Below are 23,153 nucleotides of genomic sequence, written 5' to 3' on the forward strand. Positions count from 1 at the left end.
TACTCAGGCCGCGCGTTCAGCGCGGCTTTTTTATGGGCGCTGCTCAGGATCCAGCGACATCACTGCCGGTAAGCGACTCACCAGCCTGTCGATAGCCATTCTCACTCTCAGTGGCAAATGCACCGTCTGTTGCCAGACCGCATGAACGGGGAAGCGCACATCCGCAGCCTGTTTGAACAGCGGGACCAGTTTTCTATTCTGCAGGTCCTGGCGTACCATCCAGCAGGGCAACCATGCAATGCCGTGTCCGGCCAGCGCGGCGTCGCAAATCGCTTGTAAATCATCCATATTCAATGATGACCGGGGCACGATTGTGTGCGGCATCCCTTCGCTGTCCGCAAGTTGCCAGGGCAAAACCCGGCCGGCGCGCAGATAGTTAATGGCCGAATGCTGGTGTAAATCGGCAACGGTTTGTGGCTGGCCGTGATTCATCAGATAATCCGGCGCGGCGCACAGGACCATTCTGTGTTCCCCCAGCTTTCTGGCGGCCAGCACGGTGCTGTCAGCTAGTGCACCATTGCGTACCGCCATATCAAACCCTTCCTCGACGAGATCCACCACCCGGTCGCTGAATGACATTTCCAGCTCAAGCCCAGGATGCTCCTGTGCCAGCCCGATTAACAGCGGTGCGATGCACTGACGACCAAACAGCATGGGCATTGCGACACGCAGGCGACCACGCACCTGTTGTTTCCCGGTTTCCAGCAGTGATTCGGCACCACGAATCTCCTCCAGCGCGCGCAGGCAGTGCTCATAAAACAGGGCGCCGCTATCTGTCAGACTTTGGCTGCGTGTTGTGCGGTGAAACAGACGCACCTCCAGCCGCTCTTCAAGCCGGGCGATACTCTTGCCCACCGCCGAACGCGATAAGTGCAGGCGGACTGCTGCCTGAGCAAAACTCCCCGCCTCAACGGCGGCCACAAAAACGGGAATATCCTTCAGCGTATCGGTCATGGATTGTATCGGTTAGGGAGCCAATGATGGGAAAAGTTATCGCCACTGGCGACAACAAGTCAACGCTAAACTATCGCTACTGAAGCTCTTTTGATGGCAGGAGAAAAACGATGACAGAGATAATGCAACGCTGGTCTATGAACGCCCTCGGGCGCGAGAATCTCAGACTCATTCAGGAGCCTGTTCCCCAGCCTGGCCCCGGTGAAGTACGCGTGCGCGTGAACGCCGTCGCGCTTAACTATCGCGATAAAATGGTTATTGAAGGCACCATGCCGATTTCGCTTTCCTTCCCCTTTACGCCAGCGTCGGATATGGCGGGCGTGGTGGAGAGTACGGGGGCGGGGGTGACGCGTCTTAAATCGGGCGATCGCGTTATCTCGACCTTCTTCCCTGAGTGGGTCGACGGTAGGCCAACCGCGGACGCACGCCACTTGCCTTATAAAACGCTTGGCGGTTACTTCCAGGGCATGCTGGCCGAATACGTGATTGTGAATGAAAACTGGCTGGTGGCTGCTCCGGAAACGCTGGATGACGCTGAGGCCAGCACCTTACCCTGCGCAGGGCTGACCGCATGGTTCGCGCTGGTGGAACGCGGGAATTTACGCGCCGGCCAATCGGTGCTGGTGCAAGGTACAGGGGGTGTCGCGATTTTCGCTCTGCAAATTGCAAAAGCACAGGGGGCAGAGGTTTTTGTCACCTCCGGTAGCGATGAAAAACTGGTGCAGGCTAAAAAGCTCGGTGCCGATCATGGCATTAACCGGCTCAAAGGTGATTGGGCCGAAGGGATATACCAACTCACCGACGATCGCGGCATCGACCATATTATCGAAACCGTTGGTGGGGAGAACCTGAGGCATTCCCTGCGAGCTGTTGCTGTTCATGGTCGCATCTCGGTAATTGGCGTTCTGGGCGGGAGTGAAATCTCGCTGCCAGCCAGCGAACTGTTGCTGAAATCGCCAGTTATTCAAGGGATTGGGGTTGGGCACCGCCGCGCGCTGGAAGACTTCGTCCGCGCCGTTGATGCCACTGGGTTAAAACCGGTGATCGAGCAGCGCTACCGCTTTAACCAGCTTGAACAGGCACTTCAACACATCGATCGCGGTGCGTTTGGCAAAATCGTCCTCACCCGCGAGTGAGTCATGGTTCCCCAGGACTGGCGTAAAAGGGGTGTTTTTGCTGCGCAATGTAGCTCTATTTTTGCGGGCTTAATCGCGTTAGCATGAGGTAGCACTCATTTATCCTGGGGATCTCATGGCTATCAAACTTATTGCAATCGATATGGACGGCACGCTGCTGCTGCCTGACCATACCATCTCTCCTGCGGTTAAAGCGGCGATTGCCGCAGCACGCGCACGTGGCGTCAACGTGGTGCTGACCACCGGGCGTCCGTATGCCGGGGTTCACAGCTATCTGAAAGAACTGCAGATGGAACAGCCGGGAGACTACTGCATCACCTACAACGGTGCGCTGGTACAGAAAGCGAGCGACGGCAGCACCGTGGCGCAAACGGCGCTGAGCTATGACGACTATCGCTATCTTGAGCAGCTCTCCCGTGACGTGGGGTCACATTTTCATGCCCTTGACCGCAACACGCTGTATACCGCCAACCGCGATGTAAGCTACTACACGGTGCATGAATCCTATGTCGCGACGATCCCGCTGGTCTTCTGCGAAGCCGAAAATATGGATCCGAATATCCAGTTACTGAAAGTTATGATGATCGATGAGCCGGCGATCCTCGACCAGGCCATCGCCCGTATCCCGGCAGAAGTGAAAGAGAAATATACCGTGCTGAAAAGCGCGCCATACTTCCTCGAAATCCTCGATAAACGCGTCAATAAAGGGACCGGCGTGAAATCGCTGGCCGACGCGCTGAATATCAAGCAGGACGAGATTATGGCGATTGGCGATCAGGAAAATGACATTGCGATGATTGAGTTCGCGGGCGTCGGTGTGGCGATGGATAACGCCATTCCTACGGTGAAAGAAGCCGCAAACTTTATTACTAAATCGAACCTGGAAGATGGTGTCGCCTGGGCGATTGAGAAGTACGTGTTATCCTGACCGAACTTTCAGGCCCGGCAGCTCCGGGCCTGAAAAACCTCTTATGGTGCGTAAAATGAATCACTTAGGTCTTTTTTTTGCACTGAAAGGGGGAAATCCGCACATATCCCTTCCCCTAATGACGACGAATTCTATAAGCTTTCCTGCTTAACGTTTGACGACCCATTTCTGCTCCGAAAGAGTCTGGCTGGATGCCAGCTATACTCAAATTCGACGCTATCTAGCTTTGTTGGCCGTCACCATTTTTTATCTCTGGAGAGCATCGTTGTTGAGCACGCTGCGTAGCGTCATTCTGTGTTGCATTACATGCTCATTTATCGGGCAGGTTCAGGCGCAGGCCCTTAATCGGGAGCAGATCGATGACTGGCTAAAACAGCTGGGCGCGAGCGACAAATTTGATGCCTCCAAAGGTATCGACTGGGGCGTGATGCCAGGCCCGTTTTATACACCGGAATTAGGCCTGGGGATCGGAACCGCGGTGGTTGGTATGTACCGGCCCGATCCCAATGACACCCTTAGTCAGAACTCAACCTTAACGCTCAGTGGCTACGCCAGCTCTACTGGAGCCTTCGGTGTCAGCGTCAAGAATTACGCCTTTTTTGCTGACGATCGCTGGCGTATTTTTCTTGAAGGCTCTCTGGCCAATACGCCGACCTATTATTGGGGTCAGGGCTTTGCCGCTGCAGATAATGATGGCGGCAAAGAGAAATATACCGCTCAGGTGCTGACGCTGCGGCCCACGGTTTATCGCCAGCTGGTGGACAACGTCTATTTTGGCGTTGGCTGGTCGCTGGCGGCCCAGAATGCCGATGAAGTGGACCGGGAAGATCTGCCGAAAATAGAAAGCACCCCTCAAGGGCCATCGGTCTTCAGTTCTGGTGTCAGTATCGATTTAACCTGGGACGATCGCGATTTTGTCCCCAACCCGCGTCAGGGGCAGTACGCCAACCTGCGGTATACCCACTACGCGCCGGGCCTTGGGAGCGACACCCGATTTGACGAATTCCATCTGCACTACAGCCGCTATACCGCGCTCAGTGACAAAAGCGTGCTGGCCTGGGAGGCCGACGGGGTCTTTACCCAGGGCGATGTGCCGTGGAGCATGCTTCCGCTGCTCGGCAGCGATGAACGTATGCGTGGCTATTATCAGGGGCGCTATCGCGATAAAAACGTGTTCAGCTCGCAGCTGGAATATCGCCGTCAGCTAACCTGGCGTCATGGCATTGTTGCCTGGGTGGGCGCCGGAACGATGGGGCCGTCGATGGATACGCTCAATGATGGCCGCTGGCTACCGACGGCGGGCGTTGGCTATCGTTTTGAATTCAAACCTAAGGTGAATATCCGCCTCGACTATGGCATTGGCAAAGGCAGCAGCGGCTTTTACTTCCAGGTCGGCGAGGCCTTCTGACCGCCATTTCCCACCGTTCTTCTGATTCCCCCTTCCGACAGCGCTCTCCAGATGCGCTGTTTTTTTACCTCATCAATTGTTCTTTTTGTGATCTAAATTGTAGTACAACATTATCAATTGGTACTACTATCTGTCTCATCAGATAAATAAAGGTGTCATGTTTGTACTGCAAAGGTGAGGCGAAAACCGCCAGTCAGAGTAAAGTAAGGCGACGTCATCTCTTAAAGGACATGCCATGAACCTGACCAAAACCGACCGCATCATCATGACGCTGGGCCGCCAGATTGTTGGGGGCAAATACGTTCCCGGTTCCGCGCTGCCGGCAGAGGCCGAGCTGTGTGAAGAGTTTGAAACCTCGCGCAATATCATTCGCGAAGTGTTTCGTTCGTTGATGGCGAAACGGCTGATTGAAATGAAACGCTATCGCGGTGCGTTTGTCGCGCCGCGTAACCACTGGAATTACCTGGATACCGAAGTCCTGCAGTGGGTACTGGAACACGATTATGACCCGCGCCTGATTGGCGCTATGAGCGAAGTACGAAATCTGGTGGAGCCGGCTATCGCCCGTTGGGCGGCAGAACGGGCAACCTCCAGCGATCTGGCGCAAATAGAAGAAGCGCTTAACGACATGATCGCCAATAACCAGGACCGTGATGCGTTTAACGAAGCCGATATTCGTTATCACGAGGCGGTACTGCAATCGGTCCATAACCCGGTGCTCCAGCAACTGACGGTAGCCATCAGCTCGTTACAGCGAGCGGTGTTTGAACGGACCTGGATGGGCGATGAGGGCAATATGCCGAAAACGCTCCAGGAACATAAGGCGCTGTTTGATGCCATCCGGCATCAGGACAGTGAAGCGGCAGAGCAGGCGGCGCTCACGATGATCGCCAGCTCAACACGAAGGCTGAAGGAAATCACATGATATCTCGCTACATCGCAATAGACTGGGGTTCGACCAATCTTCGCGCCTGGCTTTATCAGGGCGACAAATGCCTGGAGAGCAGGCAATCAGAAGCAGGCGTCACCCGCCTGAATGGCAAATCCCCGGCCGCGGTGTTGAGTGAGATAACCGAAAGCTGGCGCGAAGGCGCCACTCCGGTAGTGATGGCGGGAATGGTCGGCAGCAATGTCGGCTGGAAGGTTGCTCCCTACCTGCCAGTTCCCGTCCATTTTTCAGCAATTGGCCAGCAGTTAACCGCTGTTGGCGACAACATATGGATTATTCCCGGGCTGTGCGTCTCTGAGGATAACAATCACAACGTCATGCGTGGCGAAGAGACCCAGCTGCTCGGAGCCCGGGCGCTTGCCCCTTCTTCTGTCTATGTAATGCCCGGCACCCACTGCAAATGGGTGCAGGCAGACCGCCAGCAAATCCACCATTTCCGCACCGTAATGACCGGTGAACTTCACCACCTGCTGCTGAGCCACTCGCTGATCGGCGCCGGGCTGCCATCGCAAGTTGCGGCGCCAGAAGCGTTTCACGCCGGACTTGAACGCGGGCTGGCCTCGCCTGACCTGCTGTCCCAGCTGTTTGAAGTCCGGGCGGCGCACGTCCTGGGGGCACTCCCGCGCGAACAGGTGAGCGAGTTTCTTTCCGGGCTGCTGATTGGCGCGGAAGTCGCCACCCTCAGCGAGCGCTTTGCCGGGCAGCAGGCGATCACGCTGGTTGCCGGAGCGGCGCTGACCGCCCGCTACGTTCAGGCGTTTCATGCCATGGGGCGCGATGTCGCCACCATTGACGGCGATACGGCATTTCAGGCTGGCATACGCTTCCTGATCGAGTCCGCCCCTGTGCTGGCGACCCGCGCAGCGGAATGATTTTGTGTAACTAAGGAGCATCGCATATGCAGTGGCAAACTACGCTTCCGCTGATCGCAATTCTGCGCGGCGTCACGCCGGAAGAGGCATTGGCGCACGTTGGCGCGGTGATTGACGCCGGGTTCGACGCCGTTGAGATCCCGCTGAATTCCCCTCGCTGGCAGCAGAGCATTCCGGCCGTTGTCGAGGCCTTTGGCTCACGGGCGCTGATTGGCGCAGGCACCGTACTCCAGCCGGAGCAGGTTGATGAACTGGCAAAAATGGGCTGCCGGCTGATCGTGACGCCGAATATTCAGGCCGAGGTGATTCGCCGCGCGGTGGGCTACGGCATGACCGTCTGCCCGGGCTGTGCCACGGCGACGGAAGCATTTACCGCCCTGGATGCCGGTGCGCAGGCGCTGAAAGTGTTCCCCTCATCCGCTTTTGGTCCGGAGTACATCAAGGCGCTGAAAGCCGTGTTACCGCCTGACGTGCCGGTGTTCGCCGTGGGCGGCGTGACGCCAGAGAATCTGGCGCAATGGATAAAGGCCGGTTGTGCCGGCGCCGGGCTGGGTAGCGATCTGTATCGTGCCGGGCAGTCCGTCGAAAGGACCGTACAGCAGGCGACAGCATTTGTTAAAGCGTATCGAGAGGCAGTGCTATGAAAATAACCAAACTCACCACGTACCGTTTACCTCCGCGTTGGATGTTCCTGAAAATTGAAACCGATGAGGGCGTCGTTGGCTGGGGCGAACCGGTCATTGAAGGGCGCGCGCGTACCGTCGAAGCGGCGGTCCACGAGCTGAGCGACTATCTCATCGGTCAGGATCCGGCGCGTATTAACGACCTGTGGCAGGTGATGTACCGCGCCGGATTTTATCGTGGCGGCCCGATTCTGATGAGCGCGATTGCCGGGATCGATCAGGCATTGTGGGATATCAAAGGCAAGGTGTTGAACGCGCCGGTGTGGCAGCTGATGGGCGGTCTGGTGCGCGATAAAATCAAAGCCTACAGCTGGGTAGGGGGCGATCGTCCAGCAGAAGTGATTGACGGTGTTAAAAAGCTGCGTGCCATCGGCTTTGATACCTTCAAATTAAACGGCTGTGAAGAGATGGGCGTCATCGATAATTCTCGTGCGGTCGATGCTGCGGTGAATACCGTCGCGCAAATTCGCGAAGCCTTCGGCAGCGATATTGAATTTGGCCTCGATTTTCATGGCCGCGTCAGCGCGCCAATGGCCAAAGTCTTAATTAAAGAGCTGGAACCCTATCGTCCGTTATTTATTGAAGAACCGGTGCTGGCGGAGCAGGCTGAATATTATCCGAAGCTGGCAGCGCAAACCCATATTCCTATTGCGGCCGGGGAACGGATGTTCTCGCGATTCGAATTTAAGCGGGTGCTGGAAGCCGGCGGCCTGGCGATTTTACAGCCGGACCTGTCGCATGCGGGCGGTATTACCGAATGCTATAAAATTGCCGGAATGGCGGAAGCCTACGATGTGGCCTTGGCACCGCACTGCCCGTTGGGACCGATCGCGCTGGCAGCCTGCCTGCACATTGATTTCGTTTCACGCAATGCGGTACTCCAGGAGCAGAGTATGGGCATTCACTACAACAAGGGCGCGGAACTGCTCGACTTTGTGAAAAACAAAGAAGACTTCAACATGGAAGGCGGCTTCTTTAAACCGCTCATGAAACCGGGCCTCGGCGTGGAAATCGATGAGGCGCGGGTAATTGAGCTCAGTAAAAATGCGCCGGACTGGCGTAATCCTTTGTGGCGACATGCGGATGGTTCCGTCGCGGAATGGTAAATGTGCGTCATATTTCGCACTGGTGAGGCGTTGGCTGCGTTTTCTTACCCCGGTCACATACTTTAGTATGCCCCAGGGGATGCGAAAAACTTGCCGCTTTTCCCCAGCACGAACTATTTAGCGCATTGCAGTCAGGTTATTAATAAAAATTTTAAACACACCCTCTGTAAACTACAGGGCATGGTGAGCGGCTTCGCTATGCCCAAAATCTGGAGACAGATTACGATGGATATTTCAGTTACCGCTGTAAAACCCGGGCGTCGCCGTTATTTGACGCTCATTATGATCTTTATTACCGTCGTTATTTGCTATGTCGACCGCGCTAATCTGGCCGTGGCATCCGTCCATATTCAGGAAGAATTTGGTATCACCAAAGCGCAAATGGGTTATGTATTTTCGGCATTTGCCTGGCTGTATACGCTCTGCCAGATCCCGGGCGGCTGGTTCCTTGACCGTGTGGGTTCGCGTCTGACCTACTTTATTGCCATTATGGGCTGGTCGGTGGCGACATTATTCCAGGGGTTTGCCACCGGTCTGATGTCGCTGATCGGCCTGCGGGCGATTACCGGGATCTTTGAGGCTCCGGCCTTCCCGACCAATAACCGCATGGTTACCAGTTGGTTCCCGGAACATGAACGCGCCTCTGCCGTTGGCTTTTACACCTCCGGGCAGTTTGTCGGGCTGGCGTTCCTTACTCCGCTGCTGATTTGGATCCAGGAGATGCTGAGCTGGCACTGGGTATTTATTGTGACCGGGGGCATCGGCATTGTCTGGTCGCTGATCTGGTTTAAGGTCTACCAGCCGCCGCGTCAGACCAAAAATATCAGCAAAGCCGAGCTGGATTACATCCGTGATGGCGGTGGCCTGGTGGATGGCGATGCGCCGGTGAACAAAGCATCCCGCCAACCGTTAACCAAAGCGGACTGGAAGCTGGTCTTCCACCGTAAGCTGGTGGGCGTTTATATCGGGCAGTTCGCAGTAGCGTCCACGCTGTGGTTCTTCCTGACCTGGTTCCCGAACTACCTGACGCAGGAAAAAGGCATCACCGCGCTGAAAGCCGGTTTTATGACCACGGTGCCGTTCCTGGCCGCCTTTGTCGGCGTGCTGCTCTCGGGATGGCTGGCGGACCGGCTGGTGAAAAAAGGCTTCTCGCTGGGCGTGGCGCGTAAAACGCCGATTATCTGTGGTCTGCTGATCTCAACCTGCATTATGGGCGCGAACTACACCAACGATCCGGTGTGGATCATGGTGCTGATGGCGCTGGCATTCTTCGGTAACGGTTTTGCATCGATTACCTGGTCGCTGGTTTCGTCCCTGGCCCCAATGCGCCTGATTGGCCTGACCGGTGGGGTATTTAACTTTATTGGTGGCCTCGGCGGTATCACCGTGCCGCTGGTGATCGGTTATCTGGCACAGGATTACGGATTTGCCCCGGCGCTGACCTACATCGCGGTGATTGCGCTGATCGGCGCGCTTTCCTACATCCTGCTGGTGGGCGATGTTAAACGTGTAGGCTAAACCTGCGTGATGCTATGCCCTGATGAGATGGTTGTTCATCAGGGTATATACCCGTCATACTTCAAGTTGCATGTGCGTTGGCTGTCCTCGCTCACCCCAGTCACTTACTTGAGTAAGCTCCTGGGGATTTCCTGCGTTGCCGCGTGATTCGGCCTATGGCCTCACCCCTTCGAGGCCAGCGCAAGCGCTGTTCAATTCGTCTTCGCCTCTTGTCCTGCAACTCGAATTATTTAGGGTATTCCATGAAGCAAGTCACTTTTTCTGCACGTAATCATCAGCTTACCAACACTCGCACCTGGACGGCGGATAGCCAGTGGCTGGTCTTTGATGTTCGACCGTCAGGTGCGTCTTTTACCGGTGAAACCATTGAACGCGTCAATGTGCAAACCGGCGTCGTCGAAACGCTTTACCGCGCCGACCATGGCGCCCATGTTGGCGTCGTCACCGTACATCCATCGGCCGATAAATATGTCTTTATCCACGGCCCCGAACACCCGGATGAACACTGGCAATACGATTTCCACCATCGTCGCGGCGTGGTGACGTCTCAGGGAGAGACGCACAATCTTGACGCGATGGATATCACTGCCCCCTATACGCCCGGCGCGTTGCGCGGCGGCAGCCACGTCCATGTTTTCAGCCCGGACGGACAAGCAGTTAGCTTTACCTACAACGACCATGTACTTCACGAACGCTCAGCCGCGCTGGATCTGCGTAACGTTGGCGTCGCGGTGCCCTATGGCCCGGTTATGCCACAGGGGCAGCATCCGCGGGAATATGGCGGTAGCCACTGGTGCGTGCTGGTGAGCCGAACCACGCCAACGCCCGTGCCGGGCAGCGACGAGATTAACCGTGCGTACGAAGAGGGCTGGGTGGGAAACCATGCGCTGGCGTTTATTGGCGATACGCTATCGCTCAAGGGTGAAAAAATCCCGGAGCTGTTCATTGTGTCATTGCCGATGAGCGAACAGGGCTGGAAGCAGGCAGGAGACGCGCCGCTGGCGGGTACTGACGCCACTCTACCGGCCCCGCCAGCCGGGGTGATGCAACGTCGTTTAACCTTTACTCATCAGCGCCGCTATCCGGGCCTGGCAACAACGCCGCGTCATTGGGTACGGGCCAATCCACAGGCGACGCAGATAGCCTTTTTGATGCGGGATCAGGCGGGAGTCGTTCAGCTGTGGCTGATTTCGCCACAGGGCGACAATCTGCGTCAGCTCACCCATAACGTGAATGATATTCAATCGGCCTTTAACTGGCACCCGTCAGGGGAATGGCTTGGGTTCGTGCTGGATAACCGCGTGGCTATCTGCCATGCCCAAAGTGGGGAAATTTCATTTTTGACTGCCGATCATGAAAATCCACCGTCAGCGGATGCTGTGGTGTTTTCACCGGACGGGAAGCATCTTGCCTGGATGCAGGAGACGGGCGGCTATCGTCAGCTGTGGATAACTGACGTCGCGTTTTAAATCAGGGTAATGGCATGTCTGCTGGCGGGATCGCTGAGTTGGTCGCCAGCGACGCTTTCTCGCTTTTCTCGACGCGTGATTTTATCGAACTGTCGGTGCGGAACATATCCCACGGCAGCAGCAAGGTGTCCATCACCGCAGTAAAGGGCATATCCAGCGCCACCAGGGATTTGGTGCCCCAGTTGGCATCTTCGTTACCTAGCATCTGCGCACTGGCACGGGTTCCCGGATAGGTGCCTTCCTTACCGCCAGTATGTGACATCACGCTGGAGCAACCGCTTAAACCCACAACTCCGCTGAACAGTAACAGCTTTAACAGACCGCTTTTCATCATTCTTCCATCGTAGTATCGGGCATTGAGATAACCTTCACATCGGTTATATCGAGCCATCCCGAGAATGCCTAGCGTTATTGCGCCGCACTGTGGCAGCCATCGCATTTTGCCTTTTGTGCTTTCCACCCAGTCTAAGCAATCAGCAGGAAACTGCAAAAAAAATTGGTTTCTCGCGCTTGAAAACGTCGGGATAAACCACATTTTAAGAATGTGACCCGATAAGGAGTACGCCTGCGGGGTATTCCGGGTAATAACGACCTGTCCATGATGGAAGGTCAACCACTCTCGCTGATTTCAGGAGCTATTTGTTATGCGTAATTTCGATCTTTCTCCGCTGTATCGTTCTGCTATTGGTTTTGACCGCCTGTTTAATCTTTTAGAAAACAACCAGAGCCAGAGCAATGGTGGCTACCCTCCGTACAACGTTGAGCTGGTAGATGAAAACCATTACCGCATTGCTATCGCCGTGGCCGGTTTCGCCGAGAGCGAGCTGGAGATCACCGCGCAGGATAATCTGCTGATTGTTAAAGGCGCCCACGCGGACGAGCAGAAAGAACGTACCTATCTTTATCAGGGCATTGCGGAGCGCAACTTTGAGCGCAAATTCCAGATCGCGGAAAACATCCATATCCGCGGCGCAAACCTGGTAAACGGCCTGCTGTACATCGAACTGGAACGCGTGATCCCAGAAGCGGACAAACCGCGTCGTATCGAAATTAACTAAGTCGTTTGGGCCGCATGCGCTGCGGCCCGATAACAACCCAAATATGCCTGCCGTCAGGGGGCACATGCGAATCCACGGGATTTGCAGATATTCACTCGCTTCTTAGAAGGAGAAACACCTATGCGTAACTACGATTTATCCCCGCTGCTGCGTCAATGGATCGGTTTTGACAAACTGGCCAACGCGCTTCAAACCACCAGCGAAAGCCAGAGCTTCCCGCCGTACAACATTGAAAAAAGTGACGATAACCATTATCGAATCACCCTTGCACTAGCAGGGTTCCGGCAGGAAGATCTGGATATTCAGCTGGAAGGGACGCGCCTGAGCGTGAAAGGGACGCCGCAGCAGGCTGACAAAGAGACAAAATGGCTGCATCAAGGGCTGGTTAGCCAGGCCTTTAGCTTGAGCTTCACCCTGGCAGAAAATATGGAAGTCTCCGGCGCCACGTTCAATAACGGGCTGCTGCACATTGAGTTAACCCGTAACGAGCCGGAAGTGGTTATCCCGCAGCGCATCGAAATTAGCGAGCGCCCGGCACTCAACAGCTAATGCCACTACTCCCTATAACGCCCCGATTTTCGGGGCTTTTTTTTGCGCGCTAATTCCGAAGATTCATGACTAAGCCAGCGCTCTACGTCGTTCCGATGACCTGCTGATTATTGTGCGCCAGGCTGCATACAGACCCTGAGGCTTAAGCCATAATCCCTGATGTTGATGGTGTTATTCACAGGGAGCAGGCGATGAGTGATATAGCATTGACCGTCAGCGTACTGGCGCTGGTGGCGGTTGTCGGCTTGTGGATCGGCAGTGTCAAAATCCGCGGTGTCGGATTTGGTATTGGCGGTGTGCTGTTTGGCGGCATAATCGTTGGCCACTTTGTGGATCAGGCGGGGATTGCTCTCAGCAACCCGATGCTCCATTTCATTCAGGAATTTGGCCTGATCCTCTTCGTGTATACCATCGGTATTCAGGTGGGGCCGGGGTTCTTCGCCTCGCTTCGCGTCTCCGGGCTGCGGCTCAACCTCTTCGCTATCCTGATCGTCATCCTCGGCGGGCTGGTCACCGCCATACTGCACAAACTCTTTCAGATCCCACTGCCGGTGGTGCTGGGGATTTTTTCCGGGGCGGTGACCAATACCCCTGCGCTCGGGGCCGGGCAGCAGATTCTGCGCGACCTTGGTGTACCGTTGGACGTGGTCGATCAGATGGGGATGAGCTACGCCATGGCCTATCCGTTCGGCATCTGCGGGATTTTGCTGACCATGTGGCTGGTGCGCCTGTTCTTTCGCATTAACGTTGAAAAAGAAGCCCAACAGTTTGATGAAAGCAGTGGCAACGGCCACTCGACGCTGCAAACCATCAACGTCCGCGTTGAGAACCCCAACCTGAATAATATGGCGATTCAGGATGTGCCGATGCTCAATAGCGATAAGCTGATTTGTTCTCGCCTTAAGCGCGATGAGCTGCTGATGGTGCCGGCGCCGACCACCCTTATTCAGACCGGTGATCTCCTGCACCTGGTGGGGCATCCGGCGGATTTACATAATGCACAGCTGGTCATCGGGATGGAGGTATCGACCTCCCTATCAACCCGTGGTACCGACCTGAAAGTTGAACGAGTGGTGGTGACCAACGAGAAAGTGCTCGGCAAGCGCATCCGCGATCTGCATTTTAAACAGCGCTATGACGTGGTGATTTCTCGCCTCAATCGTGCCGGGGTGGAACTGGTGGCCAGCAGCCACGCCAGCCTGCAGTTTGGCGATATCCTCAACCTGGTGGGGCGCCCGGAAGCGATTGATGCGGTTGCCGCTGAACTGGGCAACGCGCAGCAAAAACTGCAGCAGGTGCAGATGCTGCCGGTCTTTATCGGTATTGGTCTGGGGGTGCTGCTTGGCTCAGTGCCGCTGTTTATTCCCGGCTTCCCGGTAGCGTTGAAGCTGGGGCTGGCCGGCGGGCCGCTGATTATGGCGCTGATCCTCGGGCGAATCGGCAGTATCGGCAAGCTCTACTGGTTTATGCCGCCGAGCGCCAACCTCGCGCTCCGCGAACTGGGGATCGTGCTGTTCCTGGCGGTGGTTGGGCTGAAGTCCGGCGGTGATTTTGTCGCTACGCTGACGGAAGGCGACGGGGTCAGCTGGATTGCCTACGGCATTTTTATCACCGCGATTCCGCTGCTGACGGTGGGGATTCTGGCGCGATTGCTGATGAAGATGAACTATCTGACCCTGTGCGGCATGCTGGCCGGTTCGATGACCGACCCGCCGGCGTTGGCTTTTGCCAACAACCTGCACGCCACCAGCGGCGCGGCGGCGCTGTCTTATGCCACGGTCTACCCGCTGGTGATGTTTTTACGCATTATCACGCCGCAGCTACTGGCCGTGTTGTTCTGGGGGATGAGTTAGCGGGGTATCCAGGTGGGCGCGCCGCAGATGGTAGTCCACCTGATATTCGCTGGCGTTACGGAACATCACCGAATAGTTGAGAAACTCGCCGCTGTCGCTATAAGACAGAGAGGTAATACGCAGCAGCGGCGTCTGCTCCTGCACGTTCATCGACCGGGCCAGCTGCTTGTCCGCAAGAACCGGCGTCAGGCTCTCGTAGTTACCGCTGATGGTTATCCCGCACTCTTTCTCAATGTAATCAAATTTCGACCCCTCCAGGTGGACCAGCGACAGGTTGCGGAACAGCTTGACTGGCATATAGCTGTCTTCCAGCATCAGCGGTTTTCCGTCCACGTAGCGCACCCGGCGCGAGAAGTAGATCCGTTCGTTAATCTGGATGCGCAGCTGGCTGGCGATAGCCGGTGGTGCCGGCATCACTTCGAAGATCAACACCTGGCTCACCACCTCCTTGCCCTGTTTATGCAGCACTTCTGCAAGCCCGGTGAGGTTGGTGGTCTCGTGGTGCACGTCTTTGCGGGCGACATAGGTACCTGAGCCATGACGGCGCACCACCAGCCCCCAGCTAATCAGCAGTGCGATCGCCTTACGGATGGTCATCCGCGCCACGCCGAACTCTTCCGCCAGCTTTTTCTCACCCGGTAGCGGACTGCCGATATTGAAATCGGAGGAATTCAGCCGAAGGCGCAATCTGTCTGCAATGGATTTGTAGATCACCAGTAGACCTCTGTCCCGCTTTTTTAACGGTGTGTGAATGGATGAAGGTAGTTAAAAAATACATGTAATACATCAACTTATTAGATGGTGTTCGCAACGCTATCGTAGGCGTTATTCATCATGTCTATTTTTAACACCAAAAGTAGACAACATTGCTGTAATTAAAACCATGAAAGCGATCACGAATCGCACCGCCATTGCATGTCGCCAGTCCAGTAAATTCCTATTCTCGCTTTAGGCCGATACTCAAGACAAATAAGGCCTCTTACCCTACTGGTTGCTCTATGAGGATTTTAAAATGCTCAGTCAAATACAACGTTTTGGCGGCGCCATGTTTACCCCGGTTTTACTCTTTCCTTTCGCCGGGATCGTGGTCGGTATTGCCATTATGCTGCGCAACCCGATGTTCGTCGGTGAAGCGCTGACCGCTCCTGATAGTTTATTTGCGCAAATTGTTCACATTATTGAAGAAGGCGGCTGGACAGTATTTCGTAATATGCCGCTGATTTTTGCCGTTGGCTTACCTATTGGTCTTGCAAAGCAGGCTCAGGGCCGTGCCTGTCTGGCTGTGCTGGTGAGTTTCCTGACCTGGAACTACTTCATTAATGCCATGGGGATGACCTGGGGGCATTTTTTCGGCGTCGACTTTTCGGCTGACCCGACCGCCGGAAGTGGCCTGACGATGATTGCCGGTATTAAAACACTGGATACCAGTATTATCGGGGCGATCGTTATTTCCGGGATCGTCACGGCACTTCATAACCGCTATTTTGATAAACCACTACCGGTTTTCCTCGGTATTTTCCAGGGCTCCTCGTTTGTCGTTATTGTGGCCTTCCTGGCGATGATCCCCTGTGCCTGGTTAACGTTATTGGGTTGGCCAAAAGTACAGATGGGCATTGAATCTCTGCAGGCGTTTTTACGCTCGGCCGGGGCGCTGGGAGTCTGGGTCTATATTTTCCTTGAGCGCATTCTGATCCCGACCGGTTTACATCACTTTGTCTACGGACCGTTTATTTTCGGCCCCGCGGTGGTAGAAGGCGGAATCCAGGTGTACTGGGCGCAGCATCTGCAGGAATTCAGCCAGAGCACCGAACCGCTGAAAGCCCTGTTCCCGGAAGGCGGTTTCGCCCTGCACGGTAACTCCAAGGTCTTTGGTTCCGTCGGGATTGCGCTGGCGCTCTACTTTACCGCCGCACCTGAAAACCGCGTCAAGGTGGCCGGTCTGCTGATCCCGGCGACGCTGACCGCGATGCTGGTGGGGATTACCGAGCCGCTGGAGTTCACCTTCCTGTTTATCTCTCCGCTGCTGTTTGCTGTCCATGCGGTGCTGGCAGCGACCATGGCGACGGTGATGTATATGTGCGGGGTCGTCGGTAACTTTGGCGGCGGTCTGCTGGACCAGTTCCTGCCACAAAACTGGATCCCCATGTTCCATAACCACGCTTCGATGATGTTCATCCAGATCGGCATCGGGGTGTGCTTCACCGCCATTTACTTCGTTATCTTCCGCGCCCTGATATTGCATTTCAACCTGAAGACACCGGGCCGCGAAGAGAGCGAAATAAAACTCTACAGCAAAGCGGATTATCAGGCGGCGCGCGGCAAGACCAGCGCGGCAGGCGCCACGGAATCCAAATTAGGCCAGGCCGCAGGTTTCCTGCAGGCGCTGGGCGGCGCGAGCAACATTGAAAGCGTCAACAACTGCGCCACCCGGCTGCGTATCACGCTGGTTGATATGGCGAAAACACAAAGCGACGACGTCTTTAAAGCGCTGGGCGCGCACGGGGTCGTGCGGCGCGGCAACGGGATTCAGGTCATCGTTGGCCTGCATGTTCCCCAGGTTCGCGACCAGCTGGAATCGCTGATGAAAGATTCTCTACAGACCGAACACACCACCATGACGGAGGCAGTATCATGAAAAAATTCTCAGTTGTTATCGCAGGCGGCGGCAGTACCTTTACGCCAGGTATCGTTTTGATGTTGTTAGCAAACCAGGACCGTTTCCCGCTGCGGGCACTGAAATTTTATGACAACGACGGCGCGCGTCAGGAGACCATCGCCGAAGCGTGCAGGGTTATTCTCAAAGAGCAGGCGCCGGATATCGAATTCAGCTATACCACCGACCCGCAGGCGGCCTTTACCGATGTCGATTTTGTGATGGCGCATATTCGCGTCGGCAAGTATCCGATGCGTGAAAAAGATGAAAAAATCCCGCTGCGCCACGGCGTGCTGGGCCAGGAAACCTGCGGACCTGGCGGCATCGCTTACGGTATGCGCTCTATCGGCGGCGTGCTGGAGCTGGTGGACTATATGCAAAAATATTCGCCGAACGCCTGGATGCTGAACTACTCCAACCCGGCGGCTATCGTGGCGGAAGCCACCCGTCGTCTGCGTCCGAATGCGAAAATCCTCAATATCTGCGATATGCCGATCGGTATTGAAGGGCGGATGGCACAAATCGTCGGCCTGAAAGACCGTAAACAGATGCGCGTGCGCTACTACGGCCTGAACCACTTCGGCTGGTGGACATCAATTGAAGACCTGCAAGGGAACGATTTGATGCCGAAACTGCGGGAACATGTGGCGAAATATGGCTATGTTCCGCCATCTAACGACCCGCACACTGAGGCCAGCTGGAACGACACCTTCGCCAAGGCCAAAGATGTACAGGCGCTGGATCCGGACACCATGCCGAACACCTACCTGAAATACTACCTGTTCCCGGATTACGTCGTTGAGCACTCCAACCCGGCGCGTACCCGTGCGAACGAGGTGATGGATCACCGCGAGAAAAATGTCTTCAGCGCCTGCCGCTCGATTATTGCCGCGGGTCAGTCTTCCGCTGGCGATCTGGAGATCGATGAGCACGCCTCCTACATTGTGGATCTGGCGACCGCCATTGCCTTCAACACCCAGGAGCGCATGCTGCTGATTGTGCCGAACAATGGCGCTATCCATAACTTTGACGCCGATGCGATGGTGGAGATTCCGTGCCTGGTCGGCCATAACGGCCCGGAACCGCTGACTGTAGGCGATATTCCGAACTTCCAGAAAGGGATGATGAGCCAGCAGGTGGCGGTAGAGAAACTGGTGGTCGATGCCTGGGAGCATCGCTCTTACCACAAGCTGTGGCAGGCGATTACGTTGTCGAAAACCGTGCCAAGCGCTTCCGTTGCTAAAGCGATTCTCGACGACCTGATTGAGGCCAACAAAGACTACTGGCCGGAACTGCACTAACCCTCCAACGCCGACCGGCATCCATCGGGTGCCGGTTATCTCTGACTCTCCCCTGTTCGTCACGAATTACGCTATGCTGGAGCCTGCTCGCGCTACGAACAAGGAACCCTGATGAAAATCTCTCGCGTCGGCGAAGCACCGGATTACCGCTTCTCGCTGGCTAACGAACGTACCTTTCTGGCATGGATCCGCACGGCATTAGGCTTTCTGGCCGCCGGGGTTGGCTTAGATCAGCTGGCACCGGATTTTGCGACCCCACTGATTCGCGAAGTGTTGGCGCTATTGCTCTGTCTGTTTGCCGGTGGGCTGGCCATTTATGGCTACCTGCGCTGGCTGAGTAACGAAAAGGCGATGCGCCTGAAGCAGGACCTGCCCTATACCAGAACGCTACTGGTGATTAGCATCTTGTTGACGCTGGTGGTGGCCGTGGTGATGGGGCTGGTGTTTTATGGCGGATAGACGCCGGGCGCGGCGGGAAAGCGATCCTGGCCTGCAGCCGGAGCGGACATCGCTGGCCTGGTTTCGCACATTGCTGGGTTACGGGGCGCTGATGGCGCTGGCGATCAAGCATAACTGGCATAGCGCAGGGACGTTGTTCTGGCTGTCGATTGGCGTACTGCTGATCGTGGCGTTTATTCTCTGGCACTACACCCGTCACCGTAACCTGATGGATGTCGATGATAACGATTTTGTCCAGCCAAGGGCGGTGTACGACAAGTTTTTCATCGCCGTCGCGGTACTGTCGCTCTCGTTGATGTTCGCGGCTACGCACCTGCGGCAAATTGCCTTATTTATTCAGAATATGCCTTAGCGGGAAACCGGCCCATTTGCCGCACTGCTGTGCAGGGCCGGTTGGGTAGACTCTCGCGACCTTAGCGGCCTTTCGCCAGGTACTGCGCCATTTCTTCTTCCGGTACCATGCCGCCGCCGGTCGCCCAGACCAGATGCGTGGCATTGTGCATCTGGCTGGCGCTGAAGCCATGCATCTGCTGATAAGTCTTGCTGGCGCAGACGCGCTGCGGCCCGGCCATCCCCGCCAGGGCGGATGGCTCCAGGCGAATATTTTCGGCTTGCGCCAGCCAGCCCAGCATGTCGTACATCGACTGGTCGCTGAGGGTATAGAAGCCATCCAGCAGACGCTCCATCGCCCTGCCGACAAACCCGGAAGCGCGCCCAACGGCCAGGCCATCGGCGGCGGTCAGGTTATCGATACCGAGATCCTGGACCGCAATACCATCATGCAGCCCGGTATGAACCCCCAGCAGCATGCACGGAGAGTGGGTTGGTTCGGCGAAGAAACAGTGAACATGATCGCCGAAGGCCAGCTTCAGGCCAAATGCCACCCCACCTGGGCCGCCACCCACGCCGCACGGTAGATAGACAAACAGCGGATGATTGGCATCGACCACGCGCCCCTGTTGCGCGAACTGCGCTTTCAGGCGCTCGCCGGCGACGGCGTAGCCGAGGAACAGCGTGCGGGAGTTTTCGTCATCAATAAAGAAGCAGTTGGGATCGGCTTCTGCCGCCTTACGTCCCTGTTCAACCGCCACGCCGTAATCCTGCTCGTACTCCACCACCGTCACGCCGTGGCTGCGCAGTTTCGCTTTTTTCCACGCCCGGGCGTCGGCGGACATATGTACCGTGACCTTAAAGCCGATGCGGGCGCTCATGATGCCAATCGACATCCCGAGGTTACCGGTCGATCCCACGGCGATGCTGTACTGGCTAAAGAACTGTTTAAACTCTGGCGTCAGCAGCTGACGGTAGTCATCCCCGGTGGTCAGCAGGCCCGCCTCCAGCACCAGTTTTTCCGCATGGGTCAGGACTTCATAAATCCCGCCGCGCGCTTTAATGGAGCCGGAAACCGGCAGATGGCTGTCTTTTTTCAACAGCAGTTCACCGTCGATGGCCTGGGAAAATGCCTGCTCCAGCCGCGCTTTCATCGCCGGGATCGCTACCAGCTCGGATTCAATAATTCCGCCGGTAGCGGCAGTTTCCGGGAAGGCCTGCGCCAGATAAGGCGCAAAGCGCTCCAGCCGCGCACGGGCATCCTGAACATCTTCGGTGGTCAGGCCGACGTAGGGTAAACCTTCTGCCAGTGACGTAGTGGCCGGGTTAAACCAGGTGGTTTCTTTCAGGTCGATCAGCTCCTGCAGCAGCGGGAAGCGGGTGATTAATGTGGTCATGTCAGCGTTTTTCATATGACGTCTCTTTGCGCTCAGATGATGAAAGAAAGCAGGAACGTGCAGGCAAGTGCAAGCAAGGATGCGATAAATGTGGCCGTTGTATAGTATTTGAACGTCTCACTCAGGCTCGCACCGCAGTACTGTTTTACCAGCCAGAACAGGGAATCGGTGACGATCGTGCAGCCAATTGCGCCGGAACCGATAGCAATGGCGATGATCTCCGGGCTTACGCCTGGGTACAGCGGCAGCATTGGCGCCACGATAGCGGTCGCCCCCATCATGGCGACGGTGGCTGAACCGACCGCCGCGTGCAGAATTAGCGCCACCAGCCAGGCCAGCAGAATCGGGTGCATATGCATGCCCGACAGAATCACCGCCAGCGAATCGGCCAGGCCGCTGCTCTTCAGGATGGCGTTAAACGCCCCGCCAGCACCGATGATCAGCAGGATATTAGCAATCGAGCCGAAACCATTTTCAGTGTGGGTCAGCAGCGTGCCCATGCTCATATTCTGGCGGATACCGAGGATGTAATAGGCCACGAAGACGGCGATAAACATGGCGGTAATCGGGTTGCCGATAAATTCCAGCAGCATATACAGCGTGCCGCCGCGGGTCATATTCAGCTCGGCCACGGTTTTCACCAGCATCAGCGCAATCGGCAGCAGAATGGTCAACAGGGTGGCGCCGAGGGACGGCAGCGTCTCTTCCCGACGGACTTCCAGATTTGAAAACTCGGCGGGAACGGCTTTGAACGGCAGACGATTACCCAGCAGTCTCAGGAACAGCGGGCCGCCAACCAACGAGGCCATCAGCCCGACCAGCAGGCCGTAGACAATCACGGTGCCGATATCGGCGCCGAGCTTGTTGGCGACGAACAGCGCCGCCGGGTGCGGCGGGACCACGCAATGCACCGCCATTAACGCGGTGCACAGCGGGATCGCCAGCTTCAGCAGGGAAGTGTGGGTCTTTTTAGCGATGGAGAAGGCCAGCGGGATCAGCAGCACCACGCCCACTTCGACAAACAGCGTAATCCCGCAGATCAGGCCGACCAGCACCATGATGACATCGACCGATAGCCAGCGGCAGCGCTGGAGCGTCAGGCCGATCCGCTCGGCGGCGCCTGAAATCTCCATCATTTTCCCGAGAATGGTACCCAGACCGATTACCGCCGCCAGGAAGCCAAGGGTGCCGCCGATGCCGTTTTCAATGGCGTTGACCATATCCAACGGGCTCATGCCCATCATTGCGCCGACGAAGAAGCTGGCTAACAGCAGCGCCAGAAACGGGTGAAATTTCAGCTTAACGATAGTTAGTACAATCAACACGATACTAATGAGTAGCGTGCTCACAACCCAAATCTGAGACTCCATACCCCACCTCGCCTGTGAATTAGATGAGGCTATTGAACAGAAAAACGTCACCGGCTGACAAACGATATAAATGGCGCTTCAGGTGAATCAGATTGAATCAAGATGGTGATTAAGGTCAAAAAAAACCGGTTATTTGCGCTATGGGTCACTTTTTTTCATCTTTAAACCAGCGCGACGCGGTCATTTTGCTTACCATTGACGATAAAAATGCAGGGAAACAGAACGATGGATGTAGCAAAAGAGATTGGCAACCGGCTGCTGAACGGCTGGCAGCTGTCCAAACTGTATACTTTTGAGGTTGCTGCCCGGCATGAATCTTTCGCGCTGGCGGCGGAAGAACTGTCGCTCACCCCCAGCGCGGTGAGTCACCGGATAAATCAGCTGGAAGAGGAGCTGGGGATCCAGCTGTTCGTGCGTTCGCATCGTAAAGTGGAGTTAACCCATGAGGGGCGGCGAGTCTACTGGTCGCTGAAGTCATCGCTGGACAGCCTGAACCAGGAGATTCTGGATATCAAAAACCAGGAGTTGTCCGGCACCCTGACCATTTACTCGCGACCGTCGATTGCCCAGTGCTGGCTGGTTCCGGCGCTGGGGGACTTTACTCGCCGCTACCCGTCCATCTCGCTGACCGTGTTAACCGGCAACGAAAACGTCAATATGCAGCGCGCGGGCATCGATCTGGCGCTCTACTTCGATGATTTACCATCATCGCAATTGACCCACCACTTCCTGATGGATGAGGCGATTGTGCCGGTTTGTACCGCCGAGTATGCGCGTCAGCATCAGCTTCAGCAGCACCCCGAGCATCTTCAGCATTGCACGCTGCTGCACGACCGTCAGGCCTGGAGCAACGACTCGGGCACCGATGAGTGGTTTAGCTGGGCGCAGCATTTTGCGGTGAAATTGCCGCAATCGTCGGGTATTGGCTTCGATCGTTCAGATTTAGCGGTGATTGCGGCGATGAACCATGTCGGCGTGGCGATGGGGCGTAAACGGCTGGTGCAGAAGCGAATAGACAGCGGCGAACTGATCGCCCCCTTTGGTGACATGACGCTGAAGTGCCATCAGCACTACTATGTGACGACCCTGGCGGGCCGTCAGTGGCCAAAAATAGAGGCGTTTATCCACTGGTTACAGAGCCAGGTGCGCTGAGCACCTCC

21 protein-coding genes, 1 pseudogene and 1 other annotated feature are annotated in these 23,153 nt (G+C 56.0%); of the genes and pseudogenes, 17 read left to right on the forward strand and 5 right to left on the reverse strand.

Going from position 1 to position 23,153, the window contains the following annotated elements:
• Positions 1 to 16 precede the first annotated feature (16 nt).
• Positions 17 to 954, reverse strand: a pseudogene (locus tag ACMYSP_RS12565) (LysR substrate-binding domain-containing protein).
• Positions 955 to 1,064: 110 nt separating this feature from the next.
• Here ACMYSP_RS12565 and ACMYSP_RS12570 point away from each other — a divergent pair.
• From ACMYSP_RS12570 to ACMYSP_RS12610, 9 genes are all read left to right on the forward strand, one after another.
• Positions 1,065 to 2,090 (forward strand): zinc-dependent alcohol dehydrogenase family protein, encoded by a 1,026-nt coding sequence (locus ACMYSP_RS12570; RefSeq protein WP_434582396.1) that lies wholly within the window; start codon positions 1,065 to 1,067, stop codon positions 2,088 to 2,090.
• Between the two features lie 115 nt (positions 2,091 to 2,205).
• Positions 2,206 to 3,018, forward strand: a complete 813-nt coding sequence (gene yidA / locus ACMYSP_RS12575; protein ID WP_174509640.1) for a sugar-phosphatase — start codon at positions 2,206 to 2,208, stop codon at positions 3,016 to 3,018.
• A gap of 277 nt (positions 3,019 to 3,295) precedes the next feature.
• A complete protein-coding gene (locus ACMYSP_RS12580; RefSeq protein ID WP_434587075.1) occupies positions 3,296 to 4,426 on the forward strand; it encodes a BamA/TamA family outer membrane protein in 1,131 nt (376 codons plus the stop codon).
• Positions 4,427 to 4,661: 235 nt separating this feature from the next.
• Positions 4,662 to 5,351, forward strand: coding sequence for a D-galactonate utilization transcriptional regulator DgoR (gene dgoR / locus ACMYSP_RS12585; RefSeq protein ID WP_123756996.1), 690 nt, complete (start codon positions 4,662 to 4,664; stop codon positions 5,349 to 5,351).
• Entirely contained in the window at positions 5,348 to 6,247 is a 900-nt protein-coding gene (locus tag ACMYSP_RS12590) for a 2-dehydro-3-deoxygalactonokinase (protein ID WP_434582399.1), read from the forward strand. The genes dgoR and ACMYSP_RS12590 overlap by 4 nt, the downstream gene beginning before the upstream one ends.
• 26 nt (positions 6,248 to 6,273) lie before the next feature.
• Positions 6,274 to 6,891, forward strand: coding sequence for a 2-dehydro-3-deoxy-6-phosphogalactonate aldolase (locus ACMYSP_RS12595; protein WP_434582400.1), 618 nt, complete (start codon positions 6,274 to 6,276; stop codon positions 6,889 to 6,891).
• A complete protein-coding gene (gene dgoD, locus ACMYSP_RS12600; RefSeq protein WP_434582401.1) occupies positions 6,888 to 8,036 on the forward strand; it encodes a galactonate dehydratase in 1,149 nt (382 codons plus the stop codon). The genes ACMYSP_RS12595 and dgoD overlap by 4 nt, the downstream gene beginning before the upstream one ends.
• Before the next feature lie 180 nt (positions 8,037 to 8,216).
• The gene (locus ACMYSP_RS12605; protein WP_434582403.1) at positions 8,217 to 9,554 is read left to right on the forward strand and encodes an MFS transporter; all 1,338 of its coding nucleotides are present in this window, start codon (positions 8,217 to 8,219) and stop codon (positions 9,552 to 9,554) included.
• A gap of 242 nt (positions 9,555 to 9,796) precedes the next feature.
• On the forward strand, positions 9,797 to 11,023 hold the full coding sequence (locus ACMYSP_RS12610; protein ID WP_434582404.1) for a DUF3748 domain-containing protein: 1,227 nt from the start codon (positions 9,797 to 9,799) through the stop codon (positions 11,021 to 11,023).
• Position 11,024: 1 nt separating this feature from the next.
• Here ACMYSP_RS12610 and ACMYSP_RS12615 read toward each other — a convergent pair whose 3' ends face one another.
• A complete protein-coding gene (locus tag ACMYSP_RS12615; RefSeq protein ID WP_434582405.1) occupies positions 11,025 to 11,357 on the reverse strand; it encodes a YceK/YidQ family lipoprotein in 333 nt (110 codons plus the stop codon).
• Positions 11,358 to 11,600: 243 nt separating this feature from the next.
• Positions 11,601 to 11,674: a sequence feature (ROSE (Repression Of Heat Shock gene Expression) occurs in the 5'-region of heat shock genes and acts as an RNA thermometer to modulate expression.), on the forward strand.
• Here ACMYSP_RS12615 and ibpA point away from each other — a divergent pair.
• The 3 genes from ibpA (at position 11,668) to ACMYSP_RS12630 (ending at position 14,483) form a co-directional block, all read left to right on the forward strand.
• On the forward strand, positions 11,668 to 12,081 hold the full coding sequence (gene ibpA / locus ACMYSP_RS12620; RefSeq protein ID WP_123757002.1) for a small heat shock chaperone IbpA: 414 nt from the start codon (positions 11,668 to 11,670) through the stop codon (positions 12,079 to 12,081). It overlaps the preceding feature by 7 nt.
• Before the next feature lie 120 nt (positions 12,082 to 12,201).
• Positions 12,202 to 12,630, forward strand: coding sequence for a small heat shock chaperone IbpB (ibpB, locus tag ACMYSP_RS12625; protein ID WP_434582406.1), 429 nt, complete (start codon positions 12,202 to 12,204; stop codon positions 12,628 to 12,630).
• A gap of 191 nt (positions 12,631 to 12,821) precedes the next feature.
• A complete protein-coding gene (locus tag ACMYSP_RS12630; protein WP_434582407.1) occupies positions 12,822 to 14,483 on the forward strand; it encodes a putative transporter in 1,662 nt (553 codons plus the stop codon).
• On the opposite strand, the gene ACMYSP_RS12635 is transcribed toward ACMYSP_RS12630, so the two are convergent.
• Complete coding sequence (locus ACMYSP_RS12635; protein WP_434582408.1) at positions 14,451 to 15,197, reverse strand: GntR family transcriptional regulator; 747 nt, start codon at positions 15,195 to 15,197, stop codon at positions 14,451 to 14,453. The genes ACMYSP_RS12630 and ACMYSP_RS12635 overlap by 33 nt on opposite strands.
• 298 nt (positions 15,198 to 15,495) lie before the next feature.
• Here ACMYSP_RS12635 and ACMYSP_RS12640 point away from each other — a divergent pair, with 298 nt between their 5' ends.
• The 4 genes from ACMYSP_RS12640 to ACMYSP_RS12655 all read left to right on the forward strand — a co-directional run bounded on the left by ACMYSP_RS12640 (position 15,496) and on the right by ACMYSP_RS12655 (position 19,248).
• Positions 15,496 to 17,118 (forward strand): alpha-glucoside-specific PTS transporter subunit IIBC, encoded by a 1,623-nt coding sequence (locus ACMYSP_RS12640; RefSeq protein WP_434582409.1) that lies wholly within the window; start codon positions 15,496 to 15,498, stop codon positions 17,116 to 17,118.
• Positions 17,115 to 18,437, forward strand: a complete 1,323-nt coding sequence (locus tag ACMYSP_RS12645) for a 6-phospho-alpha-glucosidase (RefSeq protein ID WP_434582410.1) — start codon at positions 17,115 to 17,117, stop codon at positions 18,435 to 18,437. The genes ACMYSP_RS12640 and ACMYSP_RS12645 overlap by 4 nt, the downstream gene beginning before the upstream one ends.
• 111 nt (positions 18,438 to 18,548) lie before the next feature.
• Complete coding sequence (locus ACMYSP_RS12650; protein ID WP_174509632.1) at positions 18,549 to 18,896, forward strand: YidH family protein; 348 nt, start codon at positions 18,549 to 18,551, stop codon at positions 18,894 to 18,896.
• A complete protein-coding gene (locus tag ACMYSP_RS12655; RefSeq protein WP_434582412.1) occupies positions 18,886 to 19,248 on the forward strand; it encodes a DUF202 domain-containing protein in 363 nt (120 codons plus the stop codon). Before ACMYSP_RS12650 ends, ACMYSP_RS12655 begins: the two co-directional genes overlap by 11 nt.
• A 61-nt stretch (positions 19,249 to 19,309) precedes the next feature.
• Here ACMYSP_RS12655 and dsdA read toward each other — a convergent pair whose 3' ends face one another.
• Together dsdA and dsdX are read right to left on the reverse strand one after the other, a co-directional pair.
• Positions 19,310 to 20,638 carry a D-serine ammonia-lyase gene (gene dsdA, locus ACMYSP_RS12660; RefSeq protein ID WP_434582413.1) on the reverse strand — a complete coding sequence of 443 codons (1,329 nt, stop codon included), beginning with the start codon at positions 20,636 to 20,638 and terminating at the stop codon, positions 19,310 to 19,312.
• Between the two features lie 17 nt (positions 20,639 to 20,655).
• The gene (gene dsdX / locus ACMYSP_RS12665; RefSeq protein WP_434582414.1) at positions 20,656 to 21,993 is read right to left on the reverse strand and encodes a D-serine transporter DsdX; all 1,338 of its coding nucleotides are present in this window, start codon (positions 21,991 to 21,993) and stop codon (positions 20,656 to 20,658) included.
• Positions 21,994 to 22,218: 225 nt separating this feature from the next.
• Between dsdX and dsdC the strand changes: the two genes are divergently transcribed.
• Complete coding sequence (gene dsdC, locus ACMYSP_RS12670; protein ID WP_434582416.1) at positions 22,219 to 23,145, forward strand: DNA-binding transcriptional regulator DsdC; 927 nt, start codon at positions 22,219 to 22,221, stop codon at positions 23,143 to 23,145.
• The last annotated feature ends 8 nt before the right edge of the window (positions 23,146 to 23,153 follow it).

Source organism: Klebsiella sp. R390 (genome assembly GCF_051131745.1).
Lineage (GTDB): Bacteria > Pseudomonadota > Gammaproteobacteria > Enterobacterales > Enterobacteriaceae > Klebsiella.